At 33.2% G+C, this 25,416-nt stretch carries 26 protein-coding genes; 11 read left to right on the forward strand and 15 right to left on the reverse strand.

The window, feature by feature from the left end; all coding sequences use genetic code 11:
• The first annotated feature begins 18 nt into the window (after positions 1–18).
• The 4 genes from A8975_RS13055 to A8975_RS13070 all read left to right on the forward strand — a co-directional run bounded on the left by A8975_RS13055 (position 19) and on the right by A8975_RS13070 (position 4,586).
• The gene (locus A8975_RS13055; protein ID WP_134201036.1) at positions 19–1,263 is read left to right on the forward strand and encodes a DUF418 domain-containing protein; all 1,245 of its coding nucleotides are present in this window, start codon (positions 19–21) and stop codon (positions 1,261–1,263) included.
• On the forward strand, positions 1,260–2,564 hold the full coding sequence (locus tag A8975_RS13060; RefSeq protein ID WP_134201038.1) for an APC family permease: 1,305 nt from the start codon (positions 1,260–1,262) through the stop codon (positions 2,562–2,564). The genes A8975_RS13055 and A8975_RS13060 overlap by 4 nt, the downstream gene beginning before the upstream one ends.
• Positions 2,565–2,698: 134 nt before the next feature.
• On the forward strand, positions 2,699–4,186 hold the full coding sequence (locus tag A8975_RS13065) for a PAS domain-containing sensor histidine kinase (protein WP_134201040.1): 1,488 nt from the start codon (positions 2,699–2,701) through the stop codon (positions 4,184–4,186).
• Complete coding sequence (locus A8975_RS13070) at positions 4,173–4,586, forward strand: response regulator (RefSeq protein ID WP_134201042.1); 414 nt, start codon at positions 4,173–4,175, stop codon at positions 4,584–4,586. Before A8975_RS13065 ends, A8975_RS13070 begins: the two co-directional genes overlap by 14 nt.
• Here A8975_RS13070 and A8975_RS13075 read toward each other — a convergent pair.
• From A8975_RS13075 to A8975_RS13115, 9 genes are all read right to left on the reverse strand, one after another.
• Positions 4,583–5,158 (reverse strand): DinB family protein, encoded by a 576-nt coding sequence (locus A8975_RS13075; RefSeq protein ID WP_134201045.1) that lies wholly within the window; start codon positions 5,156–5,158, stop codon positions 4,583–4,585. The two genes, A8975_RS13070 and A8975_RS13075, sit on opposite strands and share 4 nt — an antisense overlap.
• 5 nt (positions 5,159–5,163) lie before the next feature.
• Entirely contained in the window at positions 5,164–6,567 is a 1,404-nt protein-coding gene (locus A8975_RS13080; protein ID WP_131507804.1) for a M20/M25/M40 family metallo-hydrolase, read from the reverse strand.
• 72 nt (positions 6,568–6,639) lie between these two features.
• Positions 6,640–7,521: a PPK2 family polyphosphate kinase gene (locus A8975_RS13085; RefSeq protein ID WP_134201047.1), complete on the reverse strand. Its 882-nt coding sequence runs from the start codon at positions 7,519–7,521 to the stop codon at positions 6,640–6,642.
• An 11-nt stretch (positions 7,522–7,532) separates the two neighbouring features.
• The gene (locus A8975_RS13090) at positions 7,533–8,696 is read right to left on the reverse strand and encodes a sigma-54-dependent transcriptional regulator (RefSeq protein WP_129761614.1); all 1,164 of its coding nucleotides are present in this window, start codon (positions 8,694–8,696) and stop codon (positions 7,533–7,535) included.
• Between the two features lie 3 nt (positions 8,697–8,699).
• On the reverse strand, positions 8,700–9,533 hold the full coding sequence (locus A8975_RS13095) for a mechanosensitive ion channel family protein (RefSeq protein WP_131507808.1): 834 nt from the start codon (positions 9,531–9,533) through the stop codon (positions 8,700–8,702).
• A gap of 4 nt (positions 9,534–9,537) precedes the next feature.
• Positions 9,538–10,851 (reverse strand): ABC transporter permease, encoded by a 1,314-nt coding sequence (locus A8975_RS13100; protein WP_134201049.1) that lies wholly within the window; start codon positions 10,849–10,851, stop codon positions 9,538–9,540.
• A 2-nt stretch (positions 10,852–10,853) separates the two neighbouring features.
• The gene (locus tag A8975_RS13105) at positions 10,854–11,780 is read right to left on the reverse strand and encodes an ABC transporter ATP-binding protein (RefSeq protein WP_129761611.1); all 927 of its coding nucleotides are present in this window, start codon (positions 11,778–11,780) and stop codon (positions 10,854–10,856) included.
• 223 nt (positions 11,781–12,003) lie between these two features.
• Entirely contained in the window at positions 12,004–13,128 is a 1,125-nt protein-coding gene (gene dnaJ, locus A8975_RS13110) for a molecular chaperone DnaJ (protein ID WP_134201052.1), read from the reverse strand.
• 5 nt (positions 13,129–13,133) lie between these two features.
• A complete protein-coding gene (locus A8975_RS13115) occupies positions 13,134–13,673 on the reverse strand; it encodes a nucleotide exchange factor GrpE (protein ID WP_134201054.1) in 540 nt (179 codons plus the stop codon).
• A gap of 157 nt (positions 13,674–13,830) precedes the next feature.
• On the opposite strand from A8975_RS13115, the gene A8975_RS13120 reads away from it, so the two are divergent.
• Positions 13,831–14,475: a YceI family protein gene (locus A8975_RS13120; RefSeq protein WP_129761608.1), complete on the forward strand. Its 645-nt coding sequence runs from the start codon at positions 13,831–13,833 to the stop codon at positions 14,473–14,475.
• 59 nt (positions 14,476–14,534) lie between these two features.
• Here the strand turns inward: A8975_RS13120 and A8975_RS13125 are convergent, their stop codons facing one another.
• The 4 genes from A8975_RS13125 to A8975_RS13140 all read right to left on the reverse strand — a co-directional run bounded on the left by A8975_RS13125 (position 14,535) and on the right by A8975_RS13140 (position 17,134).
• Positions 14,535–15,440, reverse strand: a complete 906-nt coding sequence (locus A8975_RS13125) for a TIGR01777 family oxidoreductase (RefSeq protein WP_134201056.1) — start codon at positions 15,438–15,440, stop codon at positions 14,535–14,537.
• 81 nt (positions 15,441–15,521) lie between these two features.
• Complete coding sequence (mnmD, locus tag A8975_RS13130) at positions 15,522–16,190, reverse strand: tRNA (5-methylaminomethyl-2-thiouridine)(34)-methyltransferase MnmD (protein WP_134201058.1); 669 nt, start codon at positions 16,188–16,190, stop codon at positions 15,522–15,524.
• Between the two features lie 2 nt (positions 16,191–16,192).
• Positions 16,193–16,630 carry a hypothetical protein gene (locus tag A8975_RS13135; protein ID WP_134201060.1) on the reverse strand — a complete coding sequence of 146 codons (438 nt, stop codon included), beginning with the start codon at positions 16,628–16,630 and terminating at the stop codon, positions 16,193–16,195.
• Complete coding sequence (locus A8975_RS13140; protein ID WP_134201062.1) at positions 16,631–17,134, reverse strand: DUF4920 domain-containing protein; 504 nt, start codon at positions 17,132–17,134, stop codon at positions 16,631–16,633.
• Positions 17,135–17,404: 270 nt separating this feature from the next.
• Between A8975_RS13140 and A8975_RS13145 the strand changes: the two genes are divergently transcribed.
• A complete protein-coding gene (locus A8975_RS13145) occupies positions 17,405–18,469 on the forward strand; it encodes a branched-chain amino acid aminotransferase (protein WP_208325375.1) in 1,065 nt (354 codons plus the stop codon).
• Between the two features lie 31 nt (positions 18,470–18,500).
• Here A8975_RS13145 and A8975_RS13150 read toward each other — a convergent pair whose 3' ends face one another.
• The gene (locus A8975_RS13150) at positions 18,501–18,887 is read right to left on the reverse strand and encodes a nucleoside triphosphate pyrophosphohydrolase family protein (RefSeq protein ID WP_131507820.1); all 387 of its coding nucleotides are present in this window, start codon (positions 18,885–18,887) and stop codon (positions 18,501–18,503) included.
• A 338-nt stretch (positions 18,888–19,225) separates the two neighbouring features.
• On the opposite strand from A8975_RS13150, the gene A8975_RS13160 reads away from it, so the two are divergent.
• From A8975_RS13160 to A8975_RS13175, 4 genes are all read left to right on the forward strand, one after another.
• Positions 19,226–20,251 (forward strand): SRPBCC family protein, encoded by a 1,026-nt coding sequence (locus tag A8975_RS13160; protein ID WP_134201064.1) that lies wholly within the window; start codon positions 19,226–19,228, stop codon positions 20,249–20,251.
• Entirely contained in the window at positions 20,252–20,617 is a 366-nt protein-coding gene (crcB, locus tag A8975_RS13165) for a fluoride efflux transporter CrcB (RefSeq protein ID WP_131507825.1), read from the forward strand. It begins immediately after the preceding gene.
• Positions 20,618–20,717: 100 nt separating this feature from the next.
• Entirely contained in the window at positions 20,718–21,818 is a 1,101-nt protein-coding gene (locus A8975_RS13170; protein WP_134201066.1) for a hypothetical protein, read from the forward strand.
• A 21-nt stretch (positions 21,819–21,839) separates the two neighbouring features.
• A complete protein-coding gene (locus A8975_RS13175) occupies positions 21,840–23,297 on the forward strand; it encodes a T9SS type A sorting domain-containing protein (protein WP_134201068.1) in 1,458 nt (485 codons plus the stop codon).
• 33 nt (positions 23,298–23,330) lie between these two features.
• Here A8975_RS13175 and A8975_RS13180 read toward each other — a convergent pair whose 3' ends face one another.
• Positions 23,331–23,930, reverse strand: coding sequence for a DUF1684 domain-containing protein (locus tag A8975_RS13180; protein ID WP_134201070.1), 600 nt, complete (start codon positions 23,928–23,930; stop codon positions 23,331–23,333).
• A gap of 234 nt (positions 23,931–24,164) precedes the next feature.
• Between A8975_RS13180 and A8975_RS13185 the strand changes: the two genes are divergently transcribed.
• Positions 24,165–25,397 (forward strand): MDR family MFS transporter, encoded by a 1,233-nt coding sequence (locus A8975_RS13185; protein WP_134201072.1) that lies wholly within the window; start codon positions 24,165–24,167, stop codon positions 25,395–25,397.
• Positions 25,398–25,416 lie beyond the last annotated feature (19 nt).

The raw sequence follows: 25,416 nt of genomic DNA on the forward strand, positions 1-25,416 counted from the left end.
ATTTAAAAAACCAACCTTATGCAAAACCAAACCATTAACCCTGTTGTAAAAAATAATCGCATAGAATATTTAGATATTCTAAGAGGCATCGCTATTATGTTTATTTTCACTGCAAATATTCCGTTTTTTTCTGGACTTTGGTTTGTCAATGCAGATAGCAACTTAAGAGAAATAAATTGTGCTACCGATGAAATTTTCAACTATATAATGTATGTGCTTGTAGATGGAAAATTCTATTCTATTTTCTCATTACTTTTTGGCATAGGTTGTACTATCCAATTTAACAATGTCACTTCACACAACAAGGCATTTGCTCGTTTTTTTAGGAGACGTATGTTTTGGCTCTTAGTGTTTGGGTTAATACACTTGTTTCTTTTATGGCCTGGTGATATTTTAACACTCTATGCGCTTTTGGGCTTTTTCTTGATTTGGTTTATTAAAAAATCAAATAAAACACTTTTAGTTACTGCCATAATCTTAATTTTAGCTCCTATTGTAAATTGGGCATTTATATACTTTACTGGAATATTTTATCCTGAAACTTACTTTCAACTAAGTACAAATATATATCAACATTTTGGAATGCCAGTTATAGAAATGAATGGCCACTTACAACCTAACATTGTAGCTTTTTTAACCAACACAAACCTTCCTGATTTTTTTAAAATGAGTTTAGGAAATGCATTTATTAGGATAGGTATGATTTTAGAAGAAGGTCGCATTTTTAAAGTTTTTGGTATTTTCTTATTAGGCATTTGGGCTGGAAGAAAAATTTTAAATGAAAATTTATTAAACAATATTCCATTTTTAAGGAAGAGCTTACTTATTGGAATTCTACTAGGTTTACCAATGAACTTCATAAGAGGTTATATAGAATTTTTTAGCGTAAAAAATGTGTCACTAGAAATCTTACATATACTAACTTATGCCTTTGGCACTGTACCATTAGCTATGGCTTTTGCTGCAGGAATTGCTTTACTATACAAAAGAAAAGTAAGTTTTTTAAACTGGTTTAAGCCTGTTGGAAAAATGGCATTAACATGCTACCTCACACAAACCATTATTTCAATAATTATTTTTTACGGTTTTGGATTCAACCAAACTGGAAAATATGGTTTTACTATTGTGATGCTAATTGCCTTAACTATTTTTGTTCTTCAAGTTATTCTCAGCAAACTATGGCTTAACTATTTTAAATTTGGCCCAATGGAATGGATTTGGAGACAATTAACTTATGGTAAAAAACTAACACTTAAAAGATGATAAAAAAAGATGAAGGCTTAAAACGCTCCATTGGTGTTTTTGGACTATCTGCCAATATAATGAACATTATGATTGGAGCTGGAATTTTTGCTCTTCCTGCTGTAATTGCTGGCATTATGGGTTCAGCAAGTATTTTTTCTTACATCTTTTGTGGAATTCTTATTGCATTAATAGTACTCTGCTTTGCTGAAGCAGGAAGTAAAGTAAATAATACTGGAGGCCCTTACACTTACATTGAAACCGCTTTTGGTGATTATGCAGGTTTTCTTGCAGGTATTTTTGCTTCAGGTAGTAATATACTTGCATCAGCAGCAGTGGCTAATGCTTTATTAAATATTATAGCAACATTCAACCCTTTGTTTGAATTAACTTCTTACAGAGTTCTTTCGTTACTTATAGTGTATGTATTACTGGTTACAATTAATGTAAGAGGTATAAAACAAGGTATTGGTTTGGTGAAAATCAACACACTTTTAAAAGTTATCCCTTTAATTGTTTTAGTGGTTTTAGGGTTTAAAAACATATCAGTGTCTAATTTGCATATTGAGACATTACCTACCTTAGGTCAACTTGGTGAATCCTCATTAATTCTCTTTTTTGCTTTTTTAGGTTGTGAAACTGGGTTAATTGTTGGTGGAGAAATTAAGAATCCTAAACGCACAATACCTCGTTCAATTTTTTTAAGCATAGGCTCTGTAGTAGTATTATATATTCTTATTCAAACGGTGTCGCAAGGTGTTCTTGGAACTGATTTAGTAAACCACAAAGCAACACCTCTAGCTGAAACCGCAAAAATATCAATGGGAACATTTGGTTATGTTTTACTTACCATTGGAGCCGCTGTTTCAATGTTTGGTATGGTTAGTGGCGACTTGCTAAACTCACCAAGAGTAATGTATGCTTTAGCTAGAGACAAAGTTATTCCTATAAAACCACTAGCTAAAATCCACCCTAAATTTGCTACACCATACATTGCAATTATTGTACATGGTTTTTTGGTGTTTTTATTTGCATCTACAGGAAGTTTTGAACAACTTGTAATTATTGCTACTAGCTCTATTCTTTTACTTTACTTGGGTGTAGCACTTTCAGTTATAAAACTTAGGAAAACTAAAAAATCTGAGGCTGGTGAATTTAAAATTCCTGGTGGACTAACTGTTCCAATTCTATCAATTGGCATTATTATATATTTCTTATCTAATCTTTCTAATAAAGAAATGATAGCTACAGCTGTTTTTATAGGTTTACTAAGTGCTATTTTCTTTGTTATAAGATTTATTAAACGTAAAAAGACCGATTAAATGTTTAAGAAGCATACTCAAACATTGTTAAGTAATCAAAACCATTAAGTTATTAGTAACGGTATAATTGCAAATTTCATTTCAAATTGTATATTTGAATTATCCCAATAATACCTTAAAACTAATAGCTATATATGCAATTCAATGTAAACGACTCTCAGCAAGTTCTCGATTTTATTCAGAAAGCTGCAAAAATTGGAACATGGCAAGTATTACTAGAACCTTATGAAATTCAATGGAGTGATATAACCAGAGAAATTCATGATGTTGGAAAATCCTATAATATAGAACTTGAAAAAGCACTAGATTTTTACAAAGAAGGCTACTCTAGAGATAAAATAACTTACTATTTCAATAGATGTATTGAGCAAGGAGAACCTTATGACGTAGAATTAGAACTTGTAAGTGCTAAAGGTCGAGAAAAATGGGTTCGCGCTATTGGTTTTCCTGTATTAGAGAATGAAAAATGCGTAAAAGTTCAAGGACTATTTCAAGACATTACTGAGAAAAATAAAACTCAAAAAAAGGTTGCACTAAGAGAACAACAGTTTAGAAAAACTTTTGACAGTGCCTCCATTGGAATGGCTATTGTAAGTTTAGAGGGTAAATTCATTAGGGTAAACCAAAGCTTAAGAAACATGCTAGGTTATACTACTGATGAGTTTAAAACCTTTAATTTTAAAGATATAACTCACAAAGAAGACACTACTTTAGGAGATAAAAAATTTGCAAAATTATTAAGTAATGAAATCTCAAATTTTCAAATAGAAAAAAGATATCTTCATAAAAATGGAAGTATAATTTGGGCTAGTCTTAATGTATCTTTAGTTAGTAATGAAGATGGTACACCTCTTCATCTAGTCGCTCAAATAAATGATATTACTAAACGAAAAGAATCTGAGAAAAAAGTTAACACCCTTTTAGAAATCACTAAAGACCAAAATTCAAGATTATTAAACTTTGCTCACATAGTTTCGCATAATTTGCGTTCACATTCTGGTAACTTAGAAATGTTACTAGACTTGATGAAACACGAAGAACCTGAAGCTACAGATAATAGCTATTTTCCTCTAGTTGACACTGCAGTTAATAATTTAAGTGAAACGGTAGAAAACCTTAACCAAGTTGCTATTTTAAACACAAAACTGCATGAAGATTTAACACCAACCAATCTTTATGAAGCCATAAACAAAACAAAAGAAAGCTTAAAAGCACACATCTTAGAAAATGATGGAAGCATAATCAATAATGTACCAAAACATCTTATCATTGATACTGTACCTGCTTATTTAGACAGTATTCTTTTAAATTTTATAAGTAATAGTATAAAGTATAAAAAGCCTGATGTTGCTCCAAAAATTAATATTAGTACTAGTTTTACTGACGATAACCAATATCTTATTTTAAAAATTGAAGACAATGGAATGGGTATTGATTTAAACAGGCACAGAAAAAAATTATTTGGGATGTACAAAACCTTTCACAAACACAAAGATTCTAGAGGTCTTGGGTTATTTATAACCAAAAATCAGGTAGAAGCAATAGGTGGAAAAATAGAAGTTGAAAGTGAAGTAGGTATTGGTACAACATTTTTACTACATTTAAAACATGAAATCAATTAACACACTATATATAATAGACGACGACCCTATTTTTGTTTTTACAACAAAAAAGATGTTCGATAAGGAAGAAATCTGCAAAAACATTTTAGTATTCTCTAATGGAGAAGATGCTATAAATCACTTAACGCCATTAATGGATGCTAATAATGAAGAAGAACTTCCTGAACTTATTTTACTGGATTTGAATATGCCTATTATGGATGGATGGCAGTTTCTTGACGAGTTTGTAAAACACAAAACCGAAAAGAAAATTATCATTTTTATTGTTAGTTCCTCAATTGATCCTAACGATATTCAAAAGGCTAATGAGTACCAAAACGTTTCAAACTACATTATTAAACCTATTACTCGCGAAAAAATAAAACATATAGCTAGTGAAATTACAGCCTTAGTAAACTAATTACTTTTCACAGTGCCTGTAAAATGATTAATATTAGAATTTATTGGGTTTCCTGAAGTTCTTCTATAAGATGCTATTTGTCCTGAATGCCATATTGCATCAGCAATTGGGCCATTAATAGCATTCCAAAAAGGGTTTTCTCTTTCTCCAAAAACAATAACAAATTTTGATACATCATCACTAGCTCTTAAAATATCAGCAGCTGTTTTTAAATTGATTAATGTTCGCTTACGTTTTTCTTCAAAATTTAATTGTGATGTATCTTTTTTATCATATGGTTGATTTAAAGCTGCACTTAAAATCACATAAGAAAGTGTTAAAACATGATCTACAGTTTCTCCTGTAGAGCGTGAGCCACCAATAGGTTTATAACTTAAATCCTCTTCTGTCAATCCATCTGTAGCCCAATAAAACCTAAACCCTAAACCATCTATCATTCTTGCGGCTACAGTTCCTGCAGTGTAAGTATCTGAATATTCAGGGATTTCGTAATAAGGTAAATTATCATCATTATTTTGAGCAACAATAGATAGCGTAAAAAACAAGGATAACGCTGAACATACTTTTTTCATACCTATTAATCTTTTAACTGTTGTTCTGTAGTTATTGTTTCAGTACCATATTTATCAAACAAATAGACCAAAGCGGTCATTGTTGCAGCACCAAGTTCTAACTCTCTTTTATTAACATGCTCAAAAGTATCATTAGCTGCATGATGGTGATCAAAATAACGTTGAGAATCTGGTCTTAAACCAGCTAATACAATATTGTCATCCTTTAAAGGTCCAATATCTGCTCCACTTCCTCCTTTTTCAAAATAATGAATTAAGTAGGGTTTAAAGAGTTCTTTCCAACCTAAAACTTTATTATAAACCGCATCACTGCAATCAAAAGTAAAGCCTCTAGGTGTAAATCCACCCGAATCACTTTCTAAAGCAAAAACGTGCTTCTCGCCTTTTGCCTTTGCAACTTCAGCATATTTTCGTCCTCCTCTAAGTCCGTTTTCTTCATTCATAAACAACACCACACGAATACTACGTTTTGGTTTTATACCACTTTCTTTTAACAGTCGTAACACATCCATAGATTGCACACAACCTGCTCCATCATCGTGAGAACCATCACCTAAATCCCATGAATCTAAATGACCACCTACAATAATATATTCGTTAGGAAATTCACTACCTGTAATTTCTCCAATAACATTATAAGACTGCACATCTTTCAATTGTTGACAATGCTGACTGAAGTAAAACTTAATATCTTTATTTAAACCTAGCATATTACTAAGCAACTCAGCATCGTTAGTGCTTATTGCTGCTGAAGGGATACGTTGTGAGTTAGGTAAATCGCCATAACTCATGCTTCCTGTATGCGGATAATCGTCTAATCTTAAATTAACTGAACGTACAATTACACCAACAGCTCCAAACTTTCCTGCCTCTCTTGCTCCAGCATATCTTTGGTCTACACAACCTCCATAAGCTTCAAAAGTATTGATTAAGTCGGCTTGCATTGGTCTGTTAAAAAATACAATCTTACCTTCTATTTTTTCTTTGCCTAGAGTCTCTAATTCATCTAAACTTTTAACTTCAACTACATTAGCTTTTATTCCTCCACTTGGAGTTGCTATCGAGCCTCCTAAAGCACAAATATTTACACTGGTAGTCTTTCCTGGAGAGGTTTCAATATATGCAAACTCAGGTGCTCCTCTTACCCATCTTGGTACCATAACTGGTTGCAACCATACTTTGTCTAAACCTAATTTTTCTAGTTCTTCTTTAGTATATTCAACTGCCTTTTCAGCATTTAAAGAACCTGAAAGTCGACCTCCAATTTGATTAGATAAATGGTCTAACCATTCGTAGCTTTTTCCGTTGGTTAATGATGTTGAGTATATTTTTTTAATGTTATCAGCATCTTCTTGTGCAGTTACTGAAATGGATACAAGAATACTGAGTAGAAATAAAATGTTTCTCATAGATGGTTAATGTTTTAAAAAGCTAAAGATAAGTTTTAAATGACATTAAACTCTAAAAGAAAACTTAAAAACTTATTCGTTTTCTAATTGCTGTTTGTAAATATGAAGGTTTTCTTTTACGTCATCATCTAATTCAGGCTCCTTGATATCGTCATACTGCTTCAGTGTATTGTATAAAATTTTGGCTACAATATAACGTGCTGTAGGTTTATCATCAGCGGGAATAGTGTACCAAGGCGCATGTGCTTTAGACGTTCTATTAATAGCATCTTCATAGCACTCTTGATAGCTGTCCCAAAGTTTGCGCTCTTTTAAATCTCCTGGAGAAAATTTCCAGTTTTTTTCTTGTTTTTCCAACCTACGAAGTAATCGGTTTTTCTGTTCTTCTTTTGAAAGGTGTAAAAAGAATTTGAAGATAATGGTTCCGTTATCAGCAATGTGCTTTTCAAAATTATTAATTTGCTCAAAACGTTTATCCCAAAAGGCTTCGTTGACATCTTCTACCGAATGAACATCAGGCAAGTTTTCATTTAAAATATAATTAGGATGCACTCTTGTCACCAATACATTTTCGTAATGCGTACGATTAAAAACTCCAAACTTTCCACGAGCAGGTAAAGCAATGTAATGCCTCCAAAGGTAATCGTGTTTTAGCTCTAATTCGGTTGGAACTTTAAAGCTATGCACCACAACACCTCTTGCGTTTAACTCCTTAAAAACCTCGCGTATCATACTGTCTTTTCCTGCTGTATCCATACCTTGAATACAGATTAAAACAGCATATTTACCATGCGCATACATTGCATTTTGAATATCAGCTAGGTCTTCGCACACCTCTTCCATTTCATCTTCAATCTTATCTTTATCTGCTTCAAGGTCATAGGTAGTACTTACATTTTTTAAAGAAATGTTTTGCGTTACCTTAAAATCGTTGATATCAATGTTCTTTTTCATACGGTTAGGTTTTATTTTGAAGCAAACAACTTCACGTCATTTTCGCTCACTATTTTTTCTCCAAGAATAATTAAACGTTCTACTACGTTTCTTAACTCTCTAATGTTACCTGTCCAATCATATTCTTGTAACAGTTTTATAGCCTTATCAGAGAACTCCTTTTTGGTTGAGCCTTGTTCTGTTGCTATTTTATTGGCAAAGAAATCTACCAATAACGGAATGTCTTCTCTCCTATCATTTAAGGCAGGCACTTGAATTAATATTACCGCTAACCTATGGTACAAATCTTCTCTAAACTTTCCGTCAGCGATTTCCTTTTTCAAGTCTTTGTTAGTTGCAGCAACAACTCTTACATCTACTTTTATGTCTTTATCGTTACCTACGCGCTGAATTTTATTTTCCTGTAATGCTCTAAGAACTTTAGCTTGAGCAGACAAACTCATATCACCAATTTCATCAAGAAAAATAGTACCTCCATTAGCTGCTTCAAACTTACCAGCTCTGTCTTTAACAGCACTAGTAAACGCGCCTTTTACATGACCAAATAATTCACTCTCGATAAGTTCTGACGGAATTGCAGCACAGTTTACCTCAATTAAAGGACCTTTAGAACGGTCACTTTTTTGATGTAACCAATGCGCTACGAGCTCTTTTCCTGTTCCGTTTGGTCCAGTAATAAGTACACGAGCGTCTGTAGCAGACACTTTTTCTATCATTTCTTTAATATGAAGAATCGCCTTACTCTCACCTATCATCTCATAGTTTTTGCTCACTTTCTTTTTAAGCCTAGTGTTCTCAACCACAAGTTCTTTTCTATCTAAAGCAATACGAACAGTATTCAGCAACCTATTAAGATCTGGTGGTTTTGAAATATAATCAAACGCACCAAGTCGCATGGTATTTACAGCAGTATCAAGATCTCCATGACCAGAAATCATAACCATAGGAGTTTCAGGTTTTAACTTTTTAACAGCTTCTAAAACCTCAACACCATCCATTTTTGGCATTTTTATATCGCAAAGTACTAGGTCAAAATCGTCTTTTTTAATCTTTTCAATTCCAACAAGACCATCTTCAGCTTCAAAAACCTCATAAGTATCATTTTCTTCTGAAAGTATTTTAACCAATACTCTTCTAATAGCTGCTTCGTCTTCTATAATTAATATTTTAGGCATGTTTTATTCTTTAGGTTTTGATATAATGTGAATATCTCTTTGCGGAAATGGTATAGATATATTATGCTCTCTAAATAATCGGTCAATTTCAAAACGAATATCGCTTCTCGGAAATTGTCCTTTAAAACTATCATTAAGCGTAAAAACCACTTTAAAGTTAAGCGAACTATCGCCAAAATCGGTAAAAACAACAGCTGTTTCTGGTTCGCTTAAAGTATCAGGATGCGAATTGGCAGCTTGTAACAACAGCTTTTTAACCAACTGTACATCACTCCCATAAGCAACACCAACAGACACGCTATCTCTAGTTATAGTTCCGTTTTGGGTCCAATTGTATAAAGTATTGGTTAAGTATAAGTGATTAGGAATAATTAACACTTTATTATCTATAGTTACTGCTCGAGTTGTTCTTAATTTAATTTCCTCAACACGTCCTACTTTTCCATCTATTTCAATAATGTCTCCAACGTGTACTGTTTGATCTATAAGTATAAAAACACCTGAAATAATATCTTGAAACAGGGTTTGGAGCGCAAGACCAATACCAATTAAAAGTGCTGCAGATGCTGCAAAAATACCAGTAACATTTACACCTAAAGTGTGCAGCGTTATTAGCATTATTACAACATATATAAACCATCTTCCGTAGGAAAAAACAACTTTAAATTTTTGCTTGTCAGAATACGGTAGGTTTCTAGTAATTAGCTTACGAATAAGTCTTAATATTACACTTGCAATAACCAAGACTACAACCAATATAATAACATCCATGATGCTTATGGAGATATTATCAGTAATCTTGTAAGATTCTTTTAAAGCTTTTAAAAAATCTTTCATGCAATTAGTATTTCAACCATTTATAAAGCTCTTTGTAGCTTGGTTTTTTACCATACATTAAAATACCTACTCTGTAAATTTTTGCTGCAAACCAAACCGTAAACATAAATGTACCAATTAATAATGCCAATGACAACAGTTGTTGCCAAATTGGTACTCCAAAAGGAATACGCATAAGCATAACCACAGGAGAGGTTAACGGAATAAATGAGAATACTGTTGAAACAGTTCCGTGTGGATCTTCAATTACTGTGAATACACCAACATATACTGCCAAAATTAAAGGCATTAAAATAGGCATCATAAACTGTTGTGTATCTGTTTCGTTATCTACTGCTGCTCCAATGGCTGCATATAGAGAACTGTACAGTAAATAGCCTCCAACAAAGAAAAAGATGAATGCAAGTATAAGGTTAGCTATTGGTAAGTTTTGAAATGCTGCAAAAGCAAGTTTTAGTTGCGACTCAAACTCAGGACTCTCCATAGCTTGTTGCATTAGCTGTTGTTGAGAGGATTGCATCTCACTAAAATCAATTCCGAAAATTGTAGACACAATAAGCATCATTAAACCTCCTAAAATCACCCAAATTACAAATTGAGTAATTCCTGCTAAGGATGTTCCAATAATCTTACCCATCATAAGCTGAATAGGCTTTACTGAAGAAATGATGACTTCAATTATTCTACTGGTTTTTTCCTCGATAACGCTTCTCATAATCATGTTTCCATAAATAATGATAAACATAAACAGTAAGTAACCAGCTATACCACCAAAGGCTAATTTTAATACATTATCAATTTTTGAAGTGGTTTCTCCTGAAAAGCTTTCCTGCGAAATATCAACACTTGTTTTTGAAGATTTTATCTTCTCTAAGTCTACTCCATCTCTTTCCAATTTTATATCCTGAAATTTCTTTTCGAGTTTGTTTTCTAAAGAAGATATTACAGTTAAAGATGGTGTGTCTTCTGAGTAAAACGTAACATTGTTATAAAACTGAGTGGTATCTACACTTTTGGTGATGTACAATAAACCATAAGTTTCATTAGTTTTTACGTCTTCTTTAGCGGCTTCAAGAGTAGTATTAGTTAAAACTTTGTAAGTGGTATGTTCTGTATCTTTAAAAATATCGCTTACCAATCCTGACTCGTCCAAAATGGCAATAGTACGTTCTTTATTATTGTTAAGCTGAGTCAAATAAGCCACCACAGCAATAAGAGCAATCATAATCAACGGACTCAAAATTGTCATGATTATGAATGATTTATTCTTAACTTTTGTAAGGTATTCTCTTTTTATTATAAGTGATAAATGATTCATTCTTAATTATTTTTTACAGTTTGAATAAAAATATCATTAGCACTTGGCACAACTTCAACAAAGTGGTGAACTTCTGCTTTAGATGTTAAAAACGATAGTAGGTCGTTAGAGGTGTCGTTTGCGTTTAGCTTGATATTTAGCTTTAAATCGTCATTAAGATTTTTAAACGTAGCTGGAAACACTTCAAACTTATCTTTTATTAATCTAGTCACCTCATTAATGTTATCTGTTTGTAGCCCAACCTCAAAAGTATTGGTTTTAAACTGACGCTTAATATCTGTTAATTTACCATCCAATATTTTATTAGACTCGTGTATTAACGCAATGTGGTCGCACAACTCTTCAACCGATTCCATTCGATGTGTTGAGAAGATAACAGTTGCTCCTTCATCTCTCAATTGTAAAATCTCGTCTTTAATCAAGTTGGCATTTATAGGGTCAAAGCCTGAAAATGGTTCATCAAAAATCAACAGTTTAGGTTGATGCAAAACTGTGACTATAAACTGAATTTTTTGAGCTTGTCCTTTACTGAGTTCTTGTATTTTTTTATTCCACCAATCACCAATATCTAATTTATCAAACCAGTATTTTAAACGCTCTTTAGCAACAGATTTTGATAATCCTTTCAGTTGTGCCAAGTATAATGCTTGTTCACCAACTTTCATGGATTTGTATAGTCCACGTTCTTCAGGTAAATAACCAATATCCTGAATATGGTGAGGTTGTAATGCATCTCCATCTAACATTACGCTACCTTCATCTGGCATTGTAATTTGATTGATAATTCTAATAAGTGTTGTTTTCCCTGCTCCATTAGGTCCAAGAAGACCAAATATACTTCCTGTAGGTACAGAAATGGAGACATTGTTTAGTGCTTTAAAGTTTCCAAAACTTTTAGAAACAGAATTAGCCACTAATAAATTGCTCATATATGTTGTTTTGTGAAATATATTTATTTGTTGCGTAAAGATATTAAATGTTACACAAGTAGCATTTTTATAGGCATTTAAATATCAACAATTGTGTCTAAAAAAACAAAACCCACCCTTAAAAAATTAAGGATGGGAAAAAATTGCTATGAAAAAGAAAAATTACCACTAAAGTTAATTAGTGATATTCAAATATAGTGTTTTTTATTAAATTAAGAGTTTTTTAAGAAAACATATCTTTAACTTTTTCAAAAAATGACTTGTCACTGCTTTCTGGTTTTGGAGCAAAGTGTTCATCTTCTCTCATGTTTTCAAAAAATTCTTTTTGCTGTTTATTAAGCGTTTTTGGAGTCCATACATTCACATGAACTAGCAAATCCCCTTTACCATAACCATTAATACTTGGTATTCCTTTTCCGCGTAAGCGAAGGATTTTACCAGATTGAACACCAGCTTCTATTTTTATTCTTACTTTACCAGTAACGGTATCAATCTCAGTAGAGGTTCCTAAAACCGCATCAGGAAGACTTACATATAAATCGTAATGCAAATTGTCGCCTTCACGTTTTAAGGTTGGGTGCTCTTCTTCTTGTATAGCAACCAATAAATCACCAGAGATACCATTACCTGGAGCATCGTTACCTTTTCCAGTAACTTTAAGTTGCATACCATCTACTACACCAGCAGGGATTTTTACTGAAACGGTTTCTTCTGCAACTTTTAAACCTTGTGCATCAGCATCAGCAGGTTTTTTATCAATAGTTTGACCAGCTCCTCCACAGGTTTGACATGGTGCAGAGGTTTGCATTCTACCTAAAATGGTATTAGTTATTCTGGTAACCTGACCTGTTCCATTACAAGTACCACAAGTTTTATAGGTTGTTCCAGGTGCTTGAATTTTACGCTTTACTTTGATTTTTTTCTCAACACCATTAGCAATCTCTTCTAGTGTTAAAGTCACTCTAATTCTTAAGTTACTTCCTTTAACGCGTCTTTGACCTCCACCAAATCCGCCTCCAAAACCAGAGAAACCACCTCCACCAAAAGCACCTCCAAAAATATCACCAAACTGACTGAATATGTCATCCATATTCATGCCTCCACCACCAAAGCCTCTAGCGCCTTCAAATGCTTGGTGACCAAATTGGTCATAACGTGCTTTCTTGTCAGCGTTACTTAAAACCTCATAAGCTTCGGCTGCTTCTTTAAATTTAGCTTCAGCATCTTTATCATCCGGATTTTTATCAGGATGGTATTTTAATGCCATTTTACGGTAAGCTTTTTTTATTTCTGCTGCAGTAGCCTGTTTACTGACTCCTAATACTTCGTAATAATCTCTTTTTGCCATATCTTTTATTGTCCAATAACCACTTTAGGAAAACGTATTACCTTATCTCCTAGCTTATATCCTTTTTCAACAACGTCTATAATTTTTCCTTTTAAATCGTCGCTTGGAGCAGGAATTTGGGTAATAGCTTCATGGTCATCTGCATTAAACATATCTCCTTGTTCTACTACAATAGCGCTCAACCCCTTTTGCTCTAGGGTTTTTAATAGCTTTTGATAGATGAGCAATACGCCTTTTCTTAAATCTTCAGCTTCTTTATCTTCTTCAATATGCGTTAAAGCTCTTTCAAAATCGTCTAAAACTGGCAACATTGCCAACATTACATCCTGACTTGCAGTTTTAAATAAATCTAGACGCTCTTTGGCAGTACGCTTTTTGTAGTTTTCAAATTCAGCAAAAAGACGCATAAACTTGTCTTTTTCTTTTGCTAAATCTTCATTTAGTTTTTCTTCTATGCTAAGTTCTTCTACCTGAGCTGTATCAGTAGTTACTTCTTCTTGTATTTGTTCTTTTTCAGCGTGTTCGCTTTTATCTTTTTTACTCATTGTTAAGTGCGCTTTATTCTTCGAATAATAGTTGGCAAAAGTACTGCCATTATTATTAAAATGTCAAAATGTCACTAAATATTTTTTACGCTTTTTTAACAAAAGTGTCTTTTTAAATATTTAAATTTGTTCTTTAACACAAAAACTTAAACTTTATATGAAAACTAATTTTTTAAATATTTTATTTGTAGCGTTTTTAGGACTTGCAGTTGTTGGTTGTAAAGATAAGGCTAAAGAAGCTGAAACTACAGATGCTGAAACAGTAGCTGAAACTACTGCAGAAGCCACTAAATACTCAGTGGATGCTGCTGCTTCAACTATAACTTGGAAAGGTTACAAACCTACAGGAAGCCATGACGGAACTATTGCTGTTGAAAGCGGTGTAGTTACTGTAAAAGATGGAGCTATTGAAAGTGGTACGTTTTTAATTGACATGAATTCTATTACTGTTACTGATATTCCTGCTGAGGAAGAAATGAACGGTAAATTAGTTGGTCATTTAAAAAATGCTGATTTCTTTGACGTAGAAAAATACCCTTCTGCTGGTTTTGAAGTAACTGGTTTTGAAAACGGAAACTTATCTGGAAACTTAAAGTTAAAAGAGAAAACTAATAACATTACTATTCCTGTAACGGTTACTGAAAGTGGAGATTCTGTTACTATCACTAGTGAAACATTTACTATTGACCGTTCTAAATGGGACGTAAAATACGGTTCAAAATCGTTCTTTGATAACTTAGGTGATAAGTTCATCAACGATGATATTGAATTAAAAATTACTGTTAAGGCTAACAAGTCTTAATTAATTTTCAAGATAAAATTTGAAGCCACTCTTTTTGGAGTGGCTTTTTTTTATATGTTCTATTTTAATAAATCTTCAAGTGTTGGTTGTAGATGATGATGCTTAAAATGAAACCCTTCATCTTCTATTTTCTTACTACTCACTCTTTGACTTTCAAAAAGCAGTATATGCATCTCTCCTAATAGAAGTTTCATAATGGATTTTGGAATATTAGGTAATAACAAAGGTCTCTTTTTTTGTTTTGCAATAGCTTTAATCAACTCATTATTGGTGACAGGGTTTGGAGCTACGCCATTATAAACACCTTCAAGTTCTTCGGTAAATGTATACACAAAAAGTCTAGCTAAATCCTTTACATGAATCCAAGATTGCCATTGTGTGCCTTCGCCAAAAGCTGCTCCAGCACCAAACTTTACAGGTTTAACCATTTCTGGTAACGCACCTTCCTTAGCATCTAAAACCAAGCCTATTCTAACTTTGGTTACTTTTATGTTTAACGCTTTAAAAGCATCAACTTTATCTTCCCAAGCATTGACCACCTTTCCTAAGAATGTTGGCGAAACTTCATCAAAAGTTTCTTCATAATAATTGGTTAAAGAATCAGGATAAACACCAATAGCACTTGCCGAAATAATTTGTTTTACACTGATATTTTCATTTGCAAGGGTTGATTTCAACAACTCTAAGGACTGAATTCTACTGTCTAAAATTTGTTGTTTGTAGCTTGGTGTCCAACGTTTAGAAATTGAGGCTCCTGCTAAATTAATTATAGCATCTACACCCACAAAACACTCACTATCAATTTCATTGTTTTTAGGATTCCAATAAAATCCTTTATAGTTACTTGCTGTACTTATTTTATTTTTAGAAGTTGTTAAATAATGAACTTCAATACCTTTTTTATGGCATTGCTTCACTATTGCTTTTCCTATCAAACCTGTTGCGCCTGTAATTAAGACTCTCATTTACAATTTTTTAATAAAATTACGAAATAGTTTACCCTTAGACTTGGTATTTAATTAAGGTTTAACAGATTTAACTAAACTTTAAACTTCTAACTTAGTAGCTCTAAGCATTTCACGTTTTCCTGGTGGTCCAGGAAGCTTTTCAACACTAAACCCTACAGTTTGCATTGCGCGTCTTACACTTCCTTTTGCGGAATAGGTAACTAATACGCCTTTGGGTTTTAATGCTTTATACATTAGTTCAAAAACAGTTTCTGTCCAAAGTTCTGGTTGTACTCTTGCTCCAAAAGCATCAAAGTATATGAGATCAAATTCTGCTACAGCATCAATATCTTTAAAAAACTTCTGCTGCTTGGTTAATGAGAATTTAGGTGTAATATGATGTAATACTTCCCAATCGCATTGGTGTAGTTTAGAGAATAAAGTGTTGTTAGTTTTTAACTGTTCGGTATAATTTAGAGCATCAACTTCTTCTTGTGTTACAGGATAAGCCTCTACTCCTGTGTAATTGATATGAAGGTTGCTTTTTTCACTTTCTAAAAGTGTAATAAATGCATTTAGTCCTGTACCAAAACCTATTTCAAGGATAGAAATTGGTTTATGGCTATCTAAAAAACAAAAAAGACCATGCAGTATAAAAACATGCATAGCCTCTTGTATAGCACCATGAACAGAATGGTATTGTTCGTTCCAATCTTCAATTTGAATGGTTTTAGAACCATCTGCTGTGGTAATAATTTTTCGCTTCAAAACTAGTTGATAAGCAACTTTTTTATTCTAGGTATTGGACCTGTACAACTGGTTTGGTGACATGCCACACACAGGTTTACAGCGTTGTTAAACCTTTCTTTGACATCTACTGTAGATTCGTCATTGAATATTTCCTTTTCTGTTGCTATAAACAACTTTGAAAAGCTTTCAAAAGTTTCATTTCTATCAGATGCTTTGGTCATTTCAGCAGAATGGATTTTAAGAAAATCCATTGGAAATTGTGTTGGTGTTTTACCCTCCAAAATATCTTGCTTTACCTTCATGTTGTGTTCATACATTTGATTCATGAGGATAGCCATTTCAGACGGTTCGTACATATCATACACAATCTCCTCTTTTTGCTCAGTGGTTTCTTTTTTATCAGACTCACCACACCCAAAAAGCACAAAAGTCAAAGCTATGCAAGCAAATAGTCTCATTTACTCTTCTTTTAACAATACACCATCAGCTAAAAAAGCATATTCTTTTTTAGGCTCAGTTATTGCTTCAATTTCTTCAGTTGTTTTTCCTCCATCTTCAGCAATATGGCGTAATTGATCTACTGAAGTTTCAGTAACAAAAGCTTGTCCGTTTATGATTACTTCTTTACCTGCAATATTTTTAGGCACAAAAAAAGCATAGTCTTTAAACTTCACCATAACTTGGCTATCATCTTCTAGTTTTAATTTCATCCAACAACCTTTAGCTTGACATACTTCTTCAACAGTAGCAATCATTTTAGAAGGAATACTATCTCCTACACTCATGTCTTTATAATGCTTTGCCATAGATTTAGCATCAACGGCATCATCAGCAACTATTTCTTTTCCAAAAGAAGCATAAGTCACTTCTTCTTTTACAGTATCATTTGCAGGTTCTTTCTTTTCACTTTTACACGCTGCAAAAGCAACTAACACAACCAAAAGGGCAGCTATTTTTCTCATAATTTTAATAAATTTTAATAACGCCACTAAGATACTTGTTTTTTTTGTTAGAATGTTTCTAAACTTTTTAATTTAAGGTATAATACAAAGAGTATTGCGTAATAATCATTTATAAAAGTTAAAAACACAATCACTTTTATAAAATCAAAAGTGCATAAAAATCAATACTTTTTTAGCCAATTGAAAAAGTTTAGACGAGTTCTTAATCCAATACTAAATTAAATACCATTATATTTTCATAATTTTGCAAAATATACTCAAAACATATCCATGGAAAATATAATCAACAATATCCCTGTAACTAAGTGTGAAAAAAGCAAGATAAGTGATGTAGATTTTAACAATTTAGCATTTGGTAGTGTGTTTTCAGATCATATGTTGGTTTGCGATTATAAAAATGGCGCTTGGGAAACTCCTAAAATTGTACCTTACCAACCTATTACTTTAGACCCTTCTGCTAAAATATTTCATTACGGACAGTCTATTTTTGAAGGCATGAAAGCCTATAAAGACACTAATGAAGACGTGTGGTTATTTCGCCCAATGGACAATTGTAAGCGTTTAAATATTTCAGCAAAACGTTTGGCAATCCCTGAATTACCAGAAGCGTATTTTATGGAAGGCTTAAAAGCACTTTTAAAACTGGATAGCAATTGGATTCCTACAAACTCTGGCGGTTCTTTGTACATAAGACCTTTTATTTTTGCTTCTGGAAATGGTTTTCATGCGTCGCCTGCCAATGCGTATAAGTTTATTATCGCAACTGCACCTTCTGGCGCTTATTTTTCTGGTAAAGTTAAAGTGGCTATTGAAGAAAAATACTCGCGCTCAGCTAATGGTGGTGTAGGATATGCTAAAGCTGGTGGTAACTATGCAGGTCAATTTTACCCAACTCAGTTAGCAATTCAAAAAGGATACAATCAAGTTATTTGGACTGACGATAACACTCACGAATATATTGAAGAAGCTGGCGCAATGAATATTTTTGTTAGAATTAACGACACGTTAATGACTGCACCTACTAGCGATAGAATTTTAGATGGGATTACTCGTAAGAGTATTATTGAAATTGCAAAAGCCGAAGGTATAAATGTTGAAGTCAAAAAAATATCGGTGAACGAAGTTGTTGAAGCTGCCAAAAATGGATCACTTAAAGAAATGTTTGGCTCTGGTACTGCTGCTGTTGTATCTCCAATAGCTGCTTTTGGATATAAAGGAACTGATTACGACCTGCCAGAACTAGAAAACAGCTACGCTTCATTATTGAAAAAACGAATTACAGACATACAATATAACAGAACTGACGACCCTTTTGGTTGGAGAGTTAAGGTTTAAAAAAAAGAGAAGCAACATTGCTTCTCTTTTTTTATTTATCTAAAATAGATGCGATATCAGGTTTAAAATAATTAGGACCTTTCAACACTTTACCATCTTCTCTATAAATAGGCTCTCCATCTTCACCAAGCTTACTCATGTTACTGCGTTGTATTTCTTCAAAAACTTCTTCTATTTTATATTGCAAACCGTGTTCAATAATAGTTCCGCATAAAATATAAAGTAAATCACCAAGCGCATCTGCAACCTCAACTAAATCATTGTTATTTGCTGCTTCTAGATACTCTTCATTTTCTTCTCTCATCAGTTTATAACGCAACATATTTTTTTCTAAACCTAAATCGGCTTTTGGGGTTTCTCTATGTCCTATTTTAAATGCTGAGTGAAAAGCTTTTACAGCTTCAATTTTATCTTTCATTAGTATATTAGTATTATTTTATGCTTTTTTTAAAAATTTTTGAAATATAAATATTTAATTTTACATAAATTTAATTTTATGTTTACTAAAGGGCAATGGGTTTTTGGAATTTTATTTGCAATAGCATTTATTATTGTATTAATTTTCACCTACAAAAAAGACCTTAAGCTACATAAACGTTATTACAAAGGCGTTATTTGGGTGCTAATAGCTTTTATTTCTTTCATCTTTTTTATCTCCACAATTAAATTTGTATTCATGTAGTTTCTTGATGCTATATCGATAATAATAGTATCGCTTTTTTAATTATCTTTGGTAAAACAACTTTAAAACCAAAGATGAAAGCTTTAAAATATATATTCTTTTTACTTCTTATACTCATTATAGGTATTGCTATTTACATTGCTGTACAGCCTAATTCTTTTGAAGTTAAAAGAGAACGTACAATCAATGCGCCTGCTGCTGTTATTTACAATAATGTTATTGATTTTAAAAACTGGGAAGCATGGTCGTCTTGGGTTGAAAAAGATCCAGAAACAGTAATTACTCTTAGCGAACAAACCAAAGGTGTTGGAGGTGCTTACTCATGGGTGGATTCCCACGGAGAAGGCAATATGAAAACCTTAGCAACCAAACCTAATACTTCTATTGATCAAGAATTACAATTTGGTGATTTTGACCCTTCAAAAATACAATGGGAATTTACTCCTACCGAAGATGGTAAAACTAATGTAGTATGGAAAATGAACAGCGACAATGTTCCGTTCATCTTTAAAGCTTCTGCATTAGCTTCTGGTGGTTTTGACAACATGATTGGTCCAGACTTTGAGCGTGGTTTAGAAAAACTAGATAGTTTAGTTGTTGAGTCTATGAAAGTCTATTCAATTAAAGTAAATGGAGTAACGCAGCACAGTGGTGGCTTTTACCTATACAATACTACATCTTGTAAAATTAGTGAGTTAGACACTAAAATGCAGGATATGTTACCTAAAGTTGGTGCTTATGCTATTACACACAATATAACTATGGCTGGACCTCCTTTTGTATATTATCACAAATGGGACGAAGCCAATAATGCTGTAATGTTTTCGTGCTGCATACCTACAACATCTCAAGTAATTACTGCTGATGATAGTGATATTTTAACAGGACAGTTACAACCATTTAAAGCAGTTGAAACAACTCTTACTGGCGATTATGCTAACTTAAAAGAGGCTTGGGATACTACTATGAAGTATATCACCGAAAATAATCTTGAATTCACCGATGAAAACGGACCAATGCTTGAAACGTACTTAACCGATCCTACAAGCACACCTAATCCTGCTGATTGGATAACTAAAATATACATTGCTGTAAAATAGATGAAAAACTTACTTCTTGTGTTTGTTGGTGGTGGTTTTGGAAGTGTTTTAAGATACATCCTAAGCAAATATCTTAACAGCACCGAAACTGGAATTCCTTATGGTACATTTGCAGCAAATATTTTAGGGAGTTTACTCATTGGCATTATTTTAGGATTAGCAGTTAAAAACAATACACTGTCTTCAAATCAAACACTGCTTTTAGCCACTGGTTTTTGTGGTGGATTCACCACATTTTCAACCTTTGCTTACGAAAACCATGTCTTTTTAAAATCAGGTGATTTTACAAGTTTTGCGCTATATACAATTGCTAGTTTTATAGTTGGATTTTTAGCGGTTTTTGCAGGCATATACCTAACTAAATAATTAACATCCAATCATATAATTAAATATACGACATATATCGTATGTTTTTTCTTACTGACAATTAGGACTTTTGAAATGTTATTAATCAAACCTAATTATCATGAAAAAACTATTTACTGTATTATCAATTTTTGTACTTAGCTACACCCAAGCTCAAAACATTCTTATTGTTGATAACGACCCTGTTATTGACACGTCTCCTGCTCATATGTTTAATAACATTACTGATGCTATTTCAGCAGCTAATAATGGAGACATTATTTACGTACAACCGTCTTTAACAAGTTATGGAGCTGTTACTATCAACAAAGAAATTACTCTTTTTGGTTCTGGTTATGCACCGGAACTAAATGATGGTAGAAGATCTGAATTATCTAGTGTTAGAATTGATGCTGATAACATTAAAATTAGTGGGTTTTACATCAGTACTTACATCACTTACAACTCAAGCACATCTACATCTGATAATATTATTATTGAAGATAACTTTGTTAACCAAACTATTTTTGTGGGCTCTACAAATGCTGGCCATACCACTACCAACAACAACTGGATTATAAGAGGTAATGTCATTAATTTTGGTATCACACTTCATGCAGACCCAACAAAATGTATAAATACCGTAATTACCAATAACCACATTACATTATTAAACGGTAATGCAACTGCTAGTTACGCCTTACGATACTTTAACGACACAACCATTTTTAACAATAACATTGTTAGAATCAACCATACATGGGGAAACACAAATATTTTCCCAAACATGACTGGTGATGTAACTGCTTTCAATAATATATTTATCTCAAACGGAATAAACACTTTATTTACACCAACTACAGGTAGAACACTAACTCTTAACAACTCTATTAGCTATATGTCAACTGGTGGTACGCTTACGCTTGCAATGCCTGGAACAGGTAATTTCGACAACCAAAATCCATTTTTTACCAGTGTAGCATCATCGGCTTTTGATATTGCTCCTGAAGATGATTTCACGCTTTCTCCAAGTTCTCCTGGTCTAAATGCTGGTTCTGACGGAAATGACATCGGTATCTACAATGGTGATTACGATTTTGATATGCGTGGTTACCCAACCGAATTACCATACTTAACAAGCTTTACTATCAGCAACAACTTAATTGAAGCTGGTGAAAACATCAACGTAAACGTAAAGGCAAATGCTAATAAGTCTAATTAATAATCAAAAAATAAACTGATTATGAAACGACTTATTCACATAACTTTTTTGCTTACCGCTTACCTATCGTTTGCTCAAGGTGATATTTCTGAAATAGAATATTACTTTGACACCGATCCTGGTATTGGCAATGGCACAAGTATAGATATTGATCCAGATGCTGAAGTGCTTAATCAAAACTTTAGTATTCCTACAACAGGATTATCTGCTGGCAACCACAAGCTATTTGTACGCGCTGTAAAAGATGATGGCAGCACTAGCTATTACTATTCTCAAAGCTTTAGTGTTAAAGCAGCTAACGCAACGTTTAATACAGCAAACATTGATGGTTTTGAATATTATATTGATACAGATCCTGGTATTGGAAACGGCACACAATTATCTGTAGCTGCTATGGAGACTATTGACCAATCGTTCAATATTCCAACAGCTGCTTTAAGTTCTGGTAGTCATAAATTATTCATTAGAGCAAAAAATAGCGATGGAACTTATGGCGCATATGACAATGTAGCTTTTAGCATTAACCATAGTCCTGCTGTATTAAACAATTATGATATTACAGCTGCTGAATACTATTTTGGTACTGACCCTGGAACTGGAAATGCAACAGTAATTACAATACCTACAGGCGAAACCTTGGATGAGAATTTAGCATTTCTTACAAACACATTACCGCAAGGTAGCCATAGAGCCTTTGTAAGAGTAAAAAATGCAAACGATGTATGGTCTTTATATGACCATATAGTGTTTTCAGTTGTACCACTAGCAGAGATTAATATAGCTGATATTAACAGCATAGAATATTATTTTGACGCTGATCCTGGCATAGGTTTAGGCAATCAAGTAACAATCACTGATACTGAAACCGTAGACCAAAATCTTGCCATTCCAACAACAGGTTTACCTACAGGAAGCCACAGATTATTTATACGTGTTGGTAATACTGCTGGCAACTATAGTGTTTACACACATACAGTATTTTCTGTAAGAACACCTACGTTTTTCAATAATGCATCTATTGTAGCTGCTGAATATTTTATTGACGTAGATCCTGGAGAAGGTAACGGAAACTCAATAACGACATCTGGTGATAGTATTGACGAAAATGTTATTGTGGCTACATCTGGTAGTTTAGCTCAAGGCGATCATTACGTATTTGTGAGAGTACAAAATGCAGATGGCACTTGGTCACTTTACGACAAGCAATATTTTGAAGTAAGTGGTACATTAGGTATCGAAACTGAAGAATTATCCAAAATAAGTATCTATCCTAATCCAACTTCCAATGTAGTAAATATAAAACTACCTATTCATATTACTATAGAAAGTATTGAAGTAATTGACATAAACGGAAGACTTATATTTCACTCTCAAGAGTCGCTCTCTAAAATCGATTGCAGCTCGTTTTCCAATGGAGTATATCTATTACAATTAAAAACCAGTAGTGGAGCACTCTCCAAACGAATAATAAAACAATAATCTTAAATAAAAGCGTCGTTTAAAATGGCGCTTTTATTTTTTATATGCCTTCACACCTGCTTGTATGTTGGTATCTAAGTAATTTACTCTTGGCACAATTGGGCAAGAGTAGTTCTCATTGTAAGCACAATAAGGGTTATAAGCTTTGTTAAAATCAACCACAATAGTGTCGCCTTCAGGAATTTTTAAATCAATATAACGTCCGCCTCCATAAGTCGTCTCTCCATTTGTGTTGTCTAAAAAAGGTAAAAACAAATAATCTTGCTGATCTTCGCTAGTAATAGAATCTTCGCCTTGGTATACATTCAACTGATAAGTTTGCCCTTGTAAGTCAAACGTCAAAACACCATAAACACGCTCTCTAGATAAACGGTCAGTATTCGTTTTCATATTAAACCACTTAGAGTCTGGTGTACGTTTTAATTGAGCAGTAACTACATAAGCCGAGTCAAACTTAAAAAAATCAAGTCCTTTAAAATTCTTTTTAGCTCTTCCTTTAAGTGGCGAACTTGTTGCATCTCTAAAATCAGCATTCATCTTCTTTTGAAACTCGGTCTCACCAACAATCGGTTCTTTTCCTTGATGACAACCTAAGACTAATACCAACACTAAAAATGCAATAACTTTTCTCATTTGGGTTAATTTTTTCAATTCAAAAATACAACTTAAACTTTTTTTACCTAGCTTTGAAGAGCAATAAAGAAAAAATCATGTTCAACTGTAATACAATTGTAAAGCAAAAATATACCTCTTCTCAACGAAGTCGGGCTTGCTATATATTGTAGTGATAGTTGAATACAATTAATCAATATAGAAAAGTCCGACGCTAGCGTCGGACTTTTTACTTTTATAACAATCAATCAAACAATGAAGTTTATTTATTTTTTAAACAACAAGTTATTACAACCCTACCTAAACACATTTAGTGGGTTGTCTAAAGAAGTATGGTGGTTATCGCTCATTACACTCATTAACAGAGCTGGTACCATGGTTATTCCGTTTTTATCATTATATCTCAATAAAAGCTTAGACTTTAGTCTTTCTGATGTTGGTATGATTATGAGTGCTTTTGGTGCAGGTTCAGTAGTTGGGTCTTGGCTTGGTGGCAAACTCACCGACAAAATTGGGTATTACAAAGTAATGGTAATTAGTTTAGTATTGTCAGGGCTTCTATTCATTGGCTTACAATTTATAAGCACCTACTATGGTATCATGCTAGGTATATTTTTACTCCTTGCAGTAGCCGATATGTTTCGTCCTGCAATGTTTGTAGCATTAAGTGCTTACAGTAAGCCTGAAAACAAAACACGCTCAGTAACACTTATTCGTTTGGCTATTAACCTTGGATTTTCTGCTGGTCCTGCCATTGGCGGATTAATTATTGCTACATTGGGTTATGGTGGTTTGTTTTGGGTAGATGGTATTACTTGTATAGCTGCAGGTTTCCTATTACTCAAGGTACTCAACCCTAAAACTGCCAGAGTTCAGGATAACATCGTTTCTCAAAACCCTAAATCGGCTTATAAAGACGGAAAGTACATTATCTTTTTAGTAGCTATGGTATTATTTAGTATTGCCTTTCTCCAGTACTTCTCAACAATGCCACTGTACTACAAAGACGTACATGTATTATCAGAATTTAAAATAGGATTACTCATGGGAATGAACGGTTTATTAATTGCTGTATTTGAAATGCCTCTAGTAAAATGGCTCGAATCTCCTAAATACACCAAAACAGGTTTAGTAGCCTTTGGAGCTGTATTAACACTTATAAGCTTTATTGTGCTTAATGTTACCACTTGGGTTGGTGTATTGGTTATTGGGATGTTGTTTATGACCATTGGCGAAATGATTGCCTTTCCTTTTTCTAATGCTTTTGCCTTAAAACGTGCAAAACAAGGCAACCAAGGCGAATACATGGCTTTATACAGTATGGCGTTTGCTATAGCACATATCTTTGGGCACAATTCAGGAATGCACATGGTGGAATTGGTAGGCTTTACCAACACATGGTACATTGTGTCTTTAGTGATGGTAGTATGTATTGCCATACTTTTAATGTTAAAGCGTAAAATGAGATTTCAAAAAATAGAAGAATAACCTTAATTTAGTAGCAACA

Source organism: Meridianimaribacter flavus (genome assembly GCF_004366715.1).
Taxonomy (GTDB): domain Bacteria; phylum Bacteroidota; class Bacteroidia; order Flavobacteriales; family Flavobacteriaceae; genus Gaetbulibacter_B; species Gaetbulibacter_B jejuensis.

Bases quoted from the DNA above. Each gene is read 5' to 3' on its own strand.
- A8975_RS13055 (WP_134201036.1), top strand. From the start codon at position 19: ATGCAAAACCAAACCATTAACCCTGTTGTAAAAAATAATCGCATAGAA.
- A8975_RS13060 (WP_134201038.1), top strand. From the start codon at position 1,260: ATGATAAAAAAAGATGAAGGCTTAAAACGCTCCATTGGTGTTTTTGGA.
- A8975_RS13065 (WP_134201040.1), top strand. From the start codon at position 2,699: ATGCAATTCAATGTAAACGACTCTCAGCAAGTTCTCGATTTTATTCAG.
- A8975_RS13070 (WP_134201042.1), top strand. From the start codon at position 4,173: ATGAAATCAATTAACACACTATATATAATAGACGACGACCCTATTTTT.
- A8975_RS13075 (WP_134201045.1), bottom strand. From the start codon at position 5,158: ATGAAAAAAGTATGTTCAGCGTTATCCTTGTTTTTTACGCTATCTATT.
- A8975_RS13080 (WP_131507804.1), bottom strand. From the start codon at position 6,567: ATGAGAAACATTTTATTTCTACTCAGTATTCTTGTATCCATTTCAGTA.
- A8975_RS13085 (WP_134201047.1), bottom strand. From the start codon at position 7,521: ATGAAAAAGAACATTGATATCAACGATTTTAAGGTAACGCAAAACATT.
- A8975_RS13090 (WP_129761614.1), bottom strand. From the start codon at position 8,696: ATGCCTAAAATATTAATTATAGAAGACGAAGCAGCTATTAGAAGAGTA.
- A8975_RS13095 (WP_131507808.1), bottom strand. From the start codon at position 9,533: ATGAAAGATTTTTTAAAAGCTTTAAAAGAATCTTACAAGATTACTGAT.
- A8975_RS13100 (WP_134201049.1), bottom strand. From the start codon at position 10,851: ATGAATCATTTATCACTTATAATAAAAAGAGAATACCTTACAAAAGTT.
- A8975_RS13105 (WP_129761611.1), bottom strand. From the start codon at position 11,780: ATGAGCAATTTATTAGTGGCTAATTCTGTTTCTAAAAGTTTTGGAAAC.
- dnaJ (WP_134201052.1), bottom strand. From the start codon at position 13,128: ATGGCAAAAAGAGATTATTACGAAGTATTAGGAGTCAGTAAACAGGCT.
- A8975_RS13115 (WP_134201054.1), bottom strand. From the start codon at position 13,673: ATGAGTAAAAAAGATAAAAGCGAACACGCTGAAAAAGAACAAATACAA.
- A8975_RS13120 (WP_129761608.1), top strand. From the start codon at position 13,831: ATGAAAACTAATTTTTTAAATATTTTATTTGTAGCGTTTTTAGGACTT.
- A8975_RS13125 (WP_134201056.1), bottom strand. From the start codon at position 15,440: ATGAGAGTCTTAATTACAGGCGCAACAGGTTTGATAGGAAAAGCAATA.
- A8975_RS13135 (WP_134201060.1), bottom strand. From the start codon at position 16,630: ATGAGACTATTTGCTTGCATAGCTTTGACTTTTGTGCTTTTTGGGTGT.
- A8975_RS13140 (WP_134201062.1), bottom strand. From the start codon at position 17,134: ATGAGAAAAATAGCTGCCCTTTTGGTTGTGTTAGTTGCTTTTGCAGCG.
- A8975_RS13145 (WP_208325375.1), top strand. From the start codon at position 17,405: ATGGAAAATATAATCAACAATATCCCTGTAACTAAGTGTGAAAAAAGC.
- A8975_RS13150 (WP_131507820.1), bottom strand. From the start codon at position 18,887: ATGAAAGATAAAATTGAAGCTGTAAAAGCTTTTCACTCAGCATTTAAA.
- A8975_RS13160 (WP_134201064.1), top strand. From the start codon at position 19,226: ATGAAAGCTTTAAAATATATATTCTTTTTACTTCTTATACTCATTATA.
- crcB (WP_131507825.1), top strand. From the start codon at position 20,252: ATGAAAAACTTACTTCTTGTGTTTGTTGGTGGTGGTTTTGGAAGTGTT.
- A8975_RS13170 (WP_134201066.1), top strand. From the start codon at position 20,718: ATGAAAAAACTATTTACTGTATTATCAATTTTTGTACTTAGCTACACC.
- A8975_RS13175 (WP_134201068.1), top strand. From the start codon at position 21,840: ATGAAACGACTTATTCACATAACTTTTTTGCTTACCGCTTACCTATCG.
- A8975_RS13180 (WP_134201070.1), bottom strand. From the start codon at position 23,930: ATGAGAAAAGTTATTGCATTTTTAGTGTTGGTATTAGTCTTAGGTTGT.
- A8975_RS13185 (WP_134201072.1), top strand. From the start codon at position 24,165: ATGAAGTTTATTTATTTTTTAAACAACAAGTTATTACAACCCTACCTA.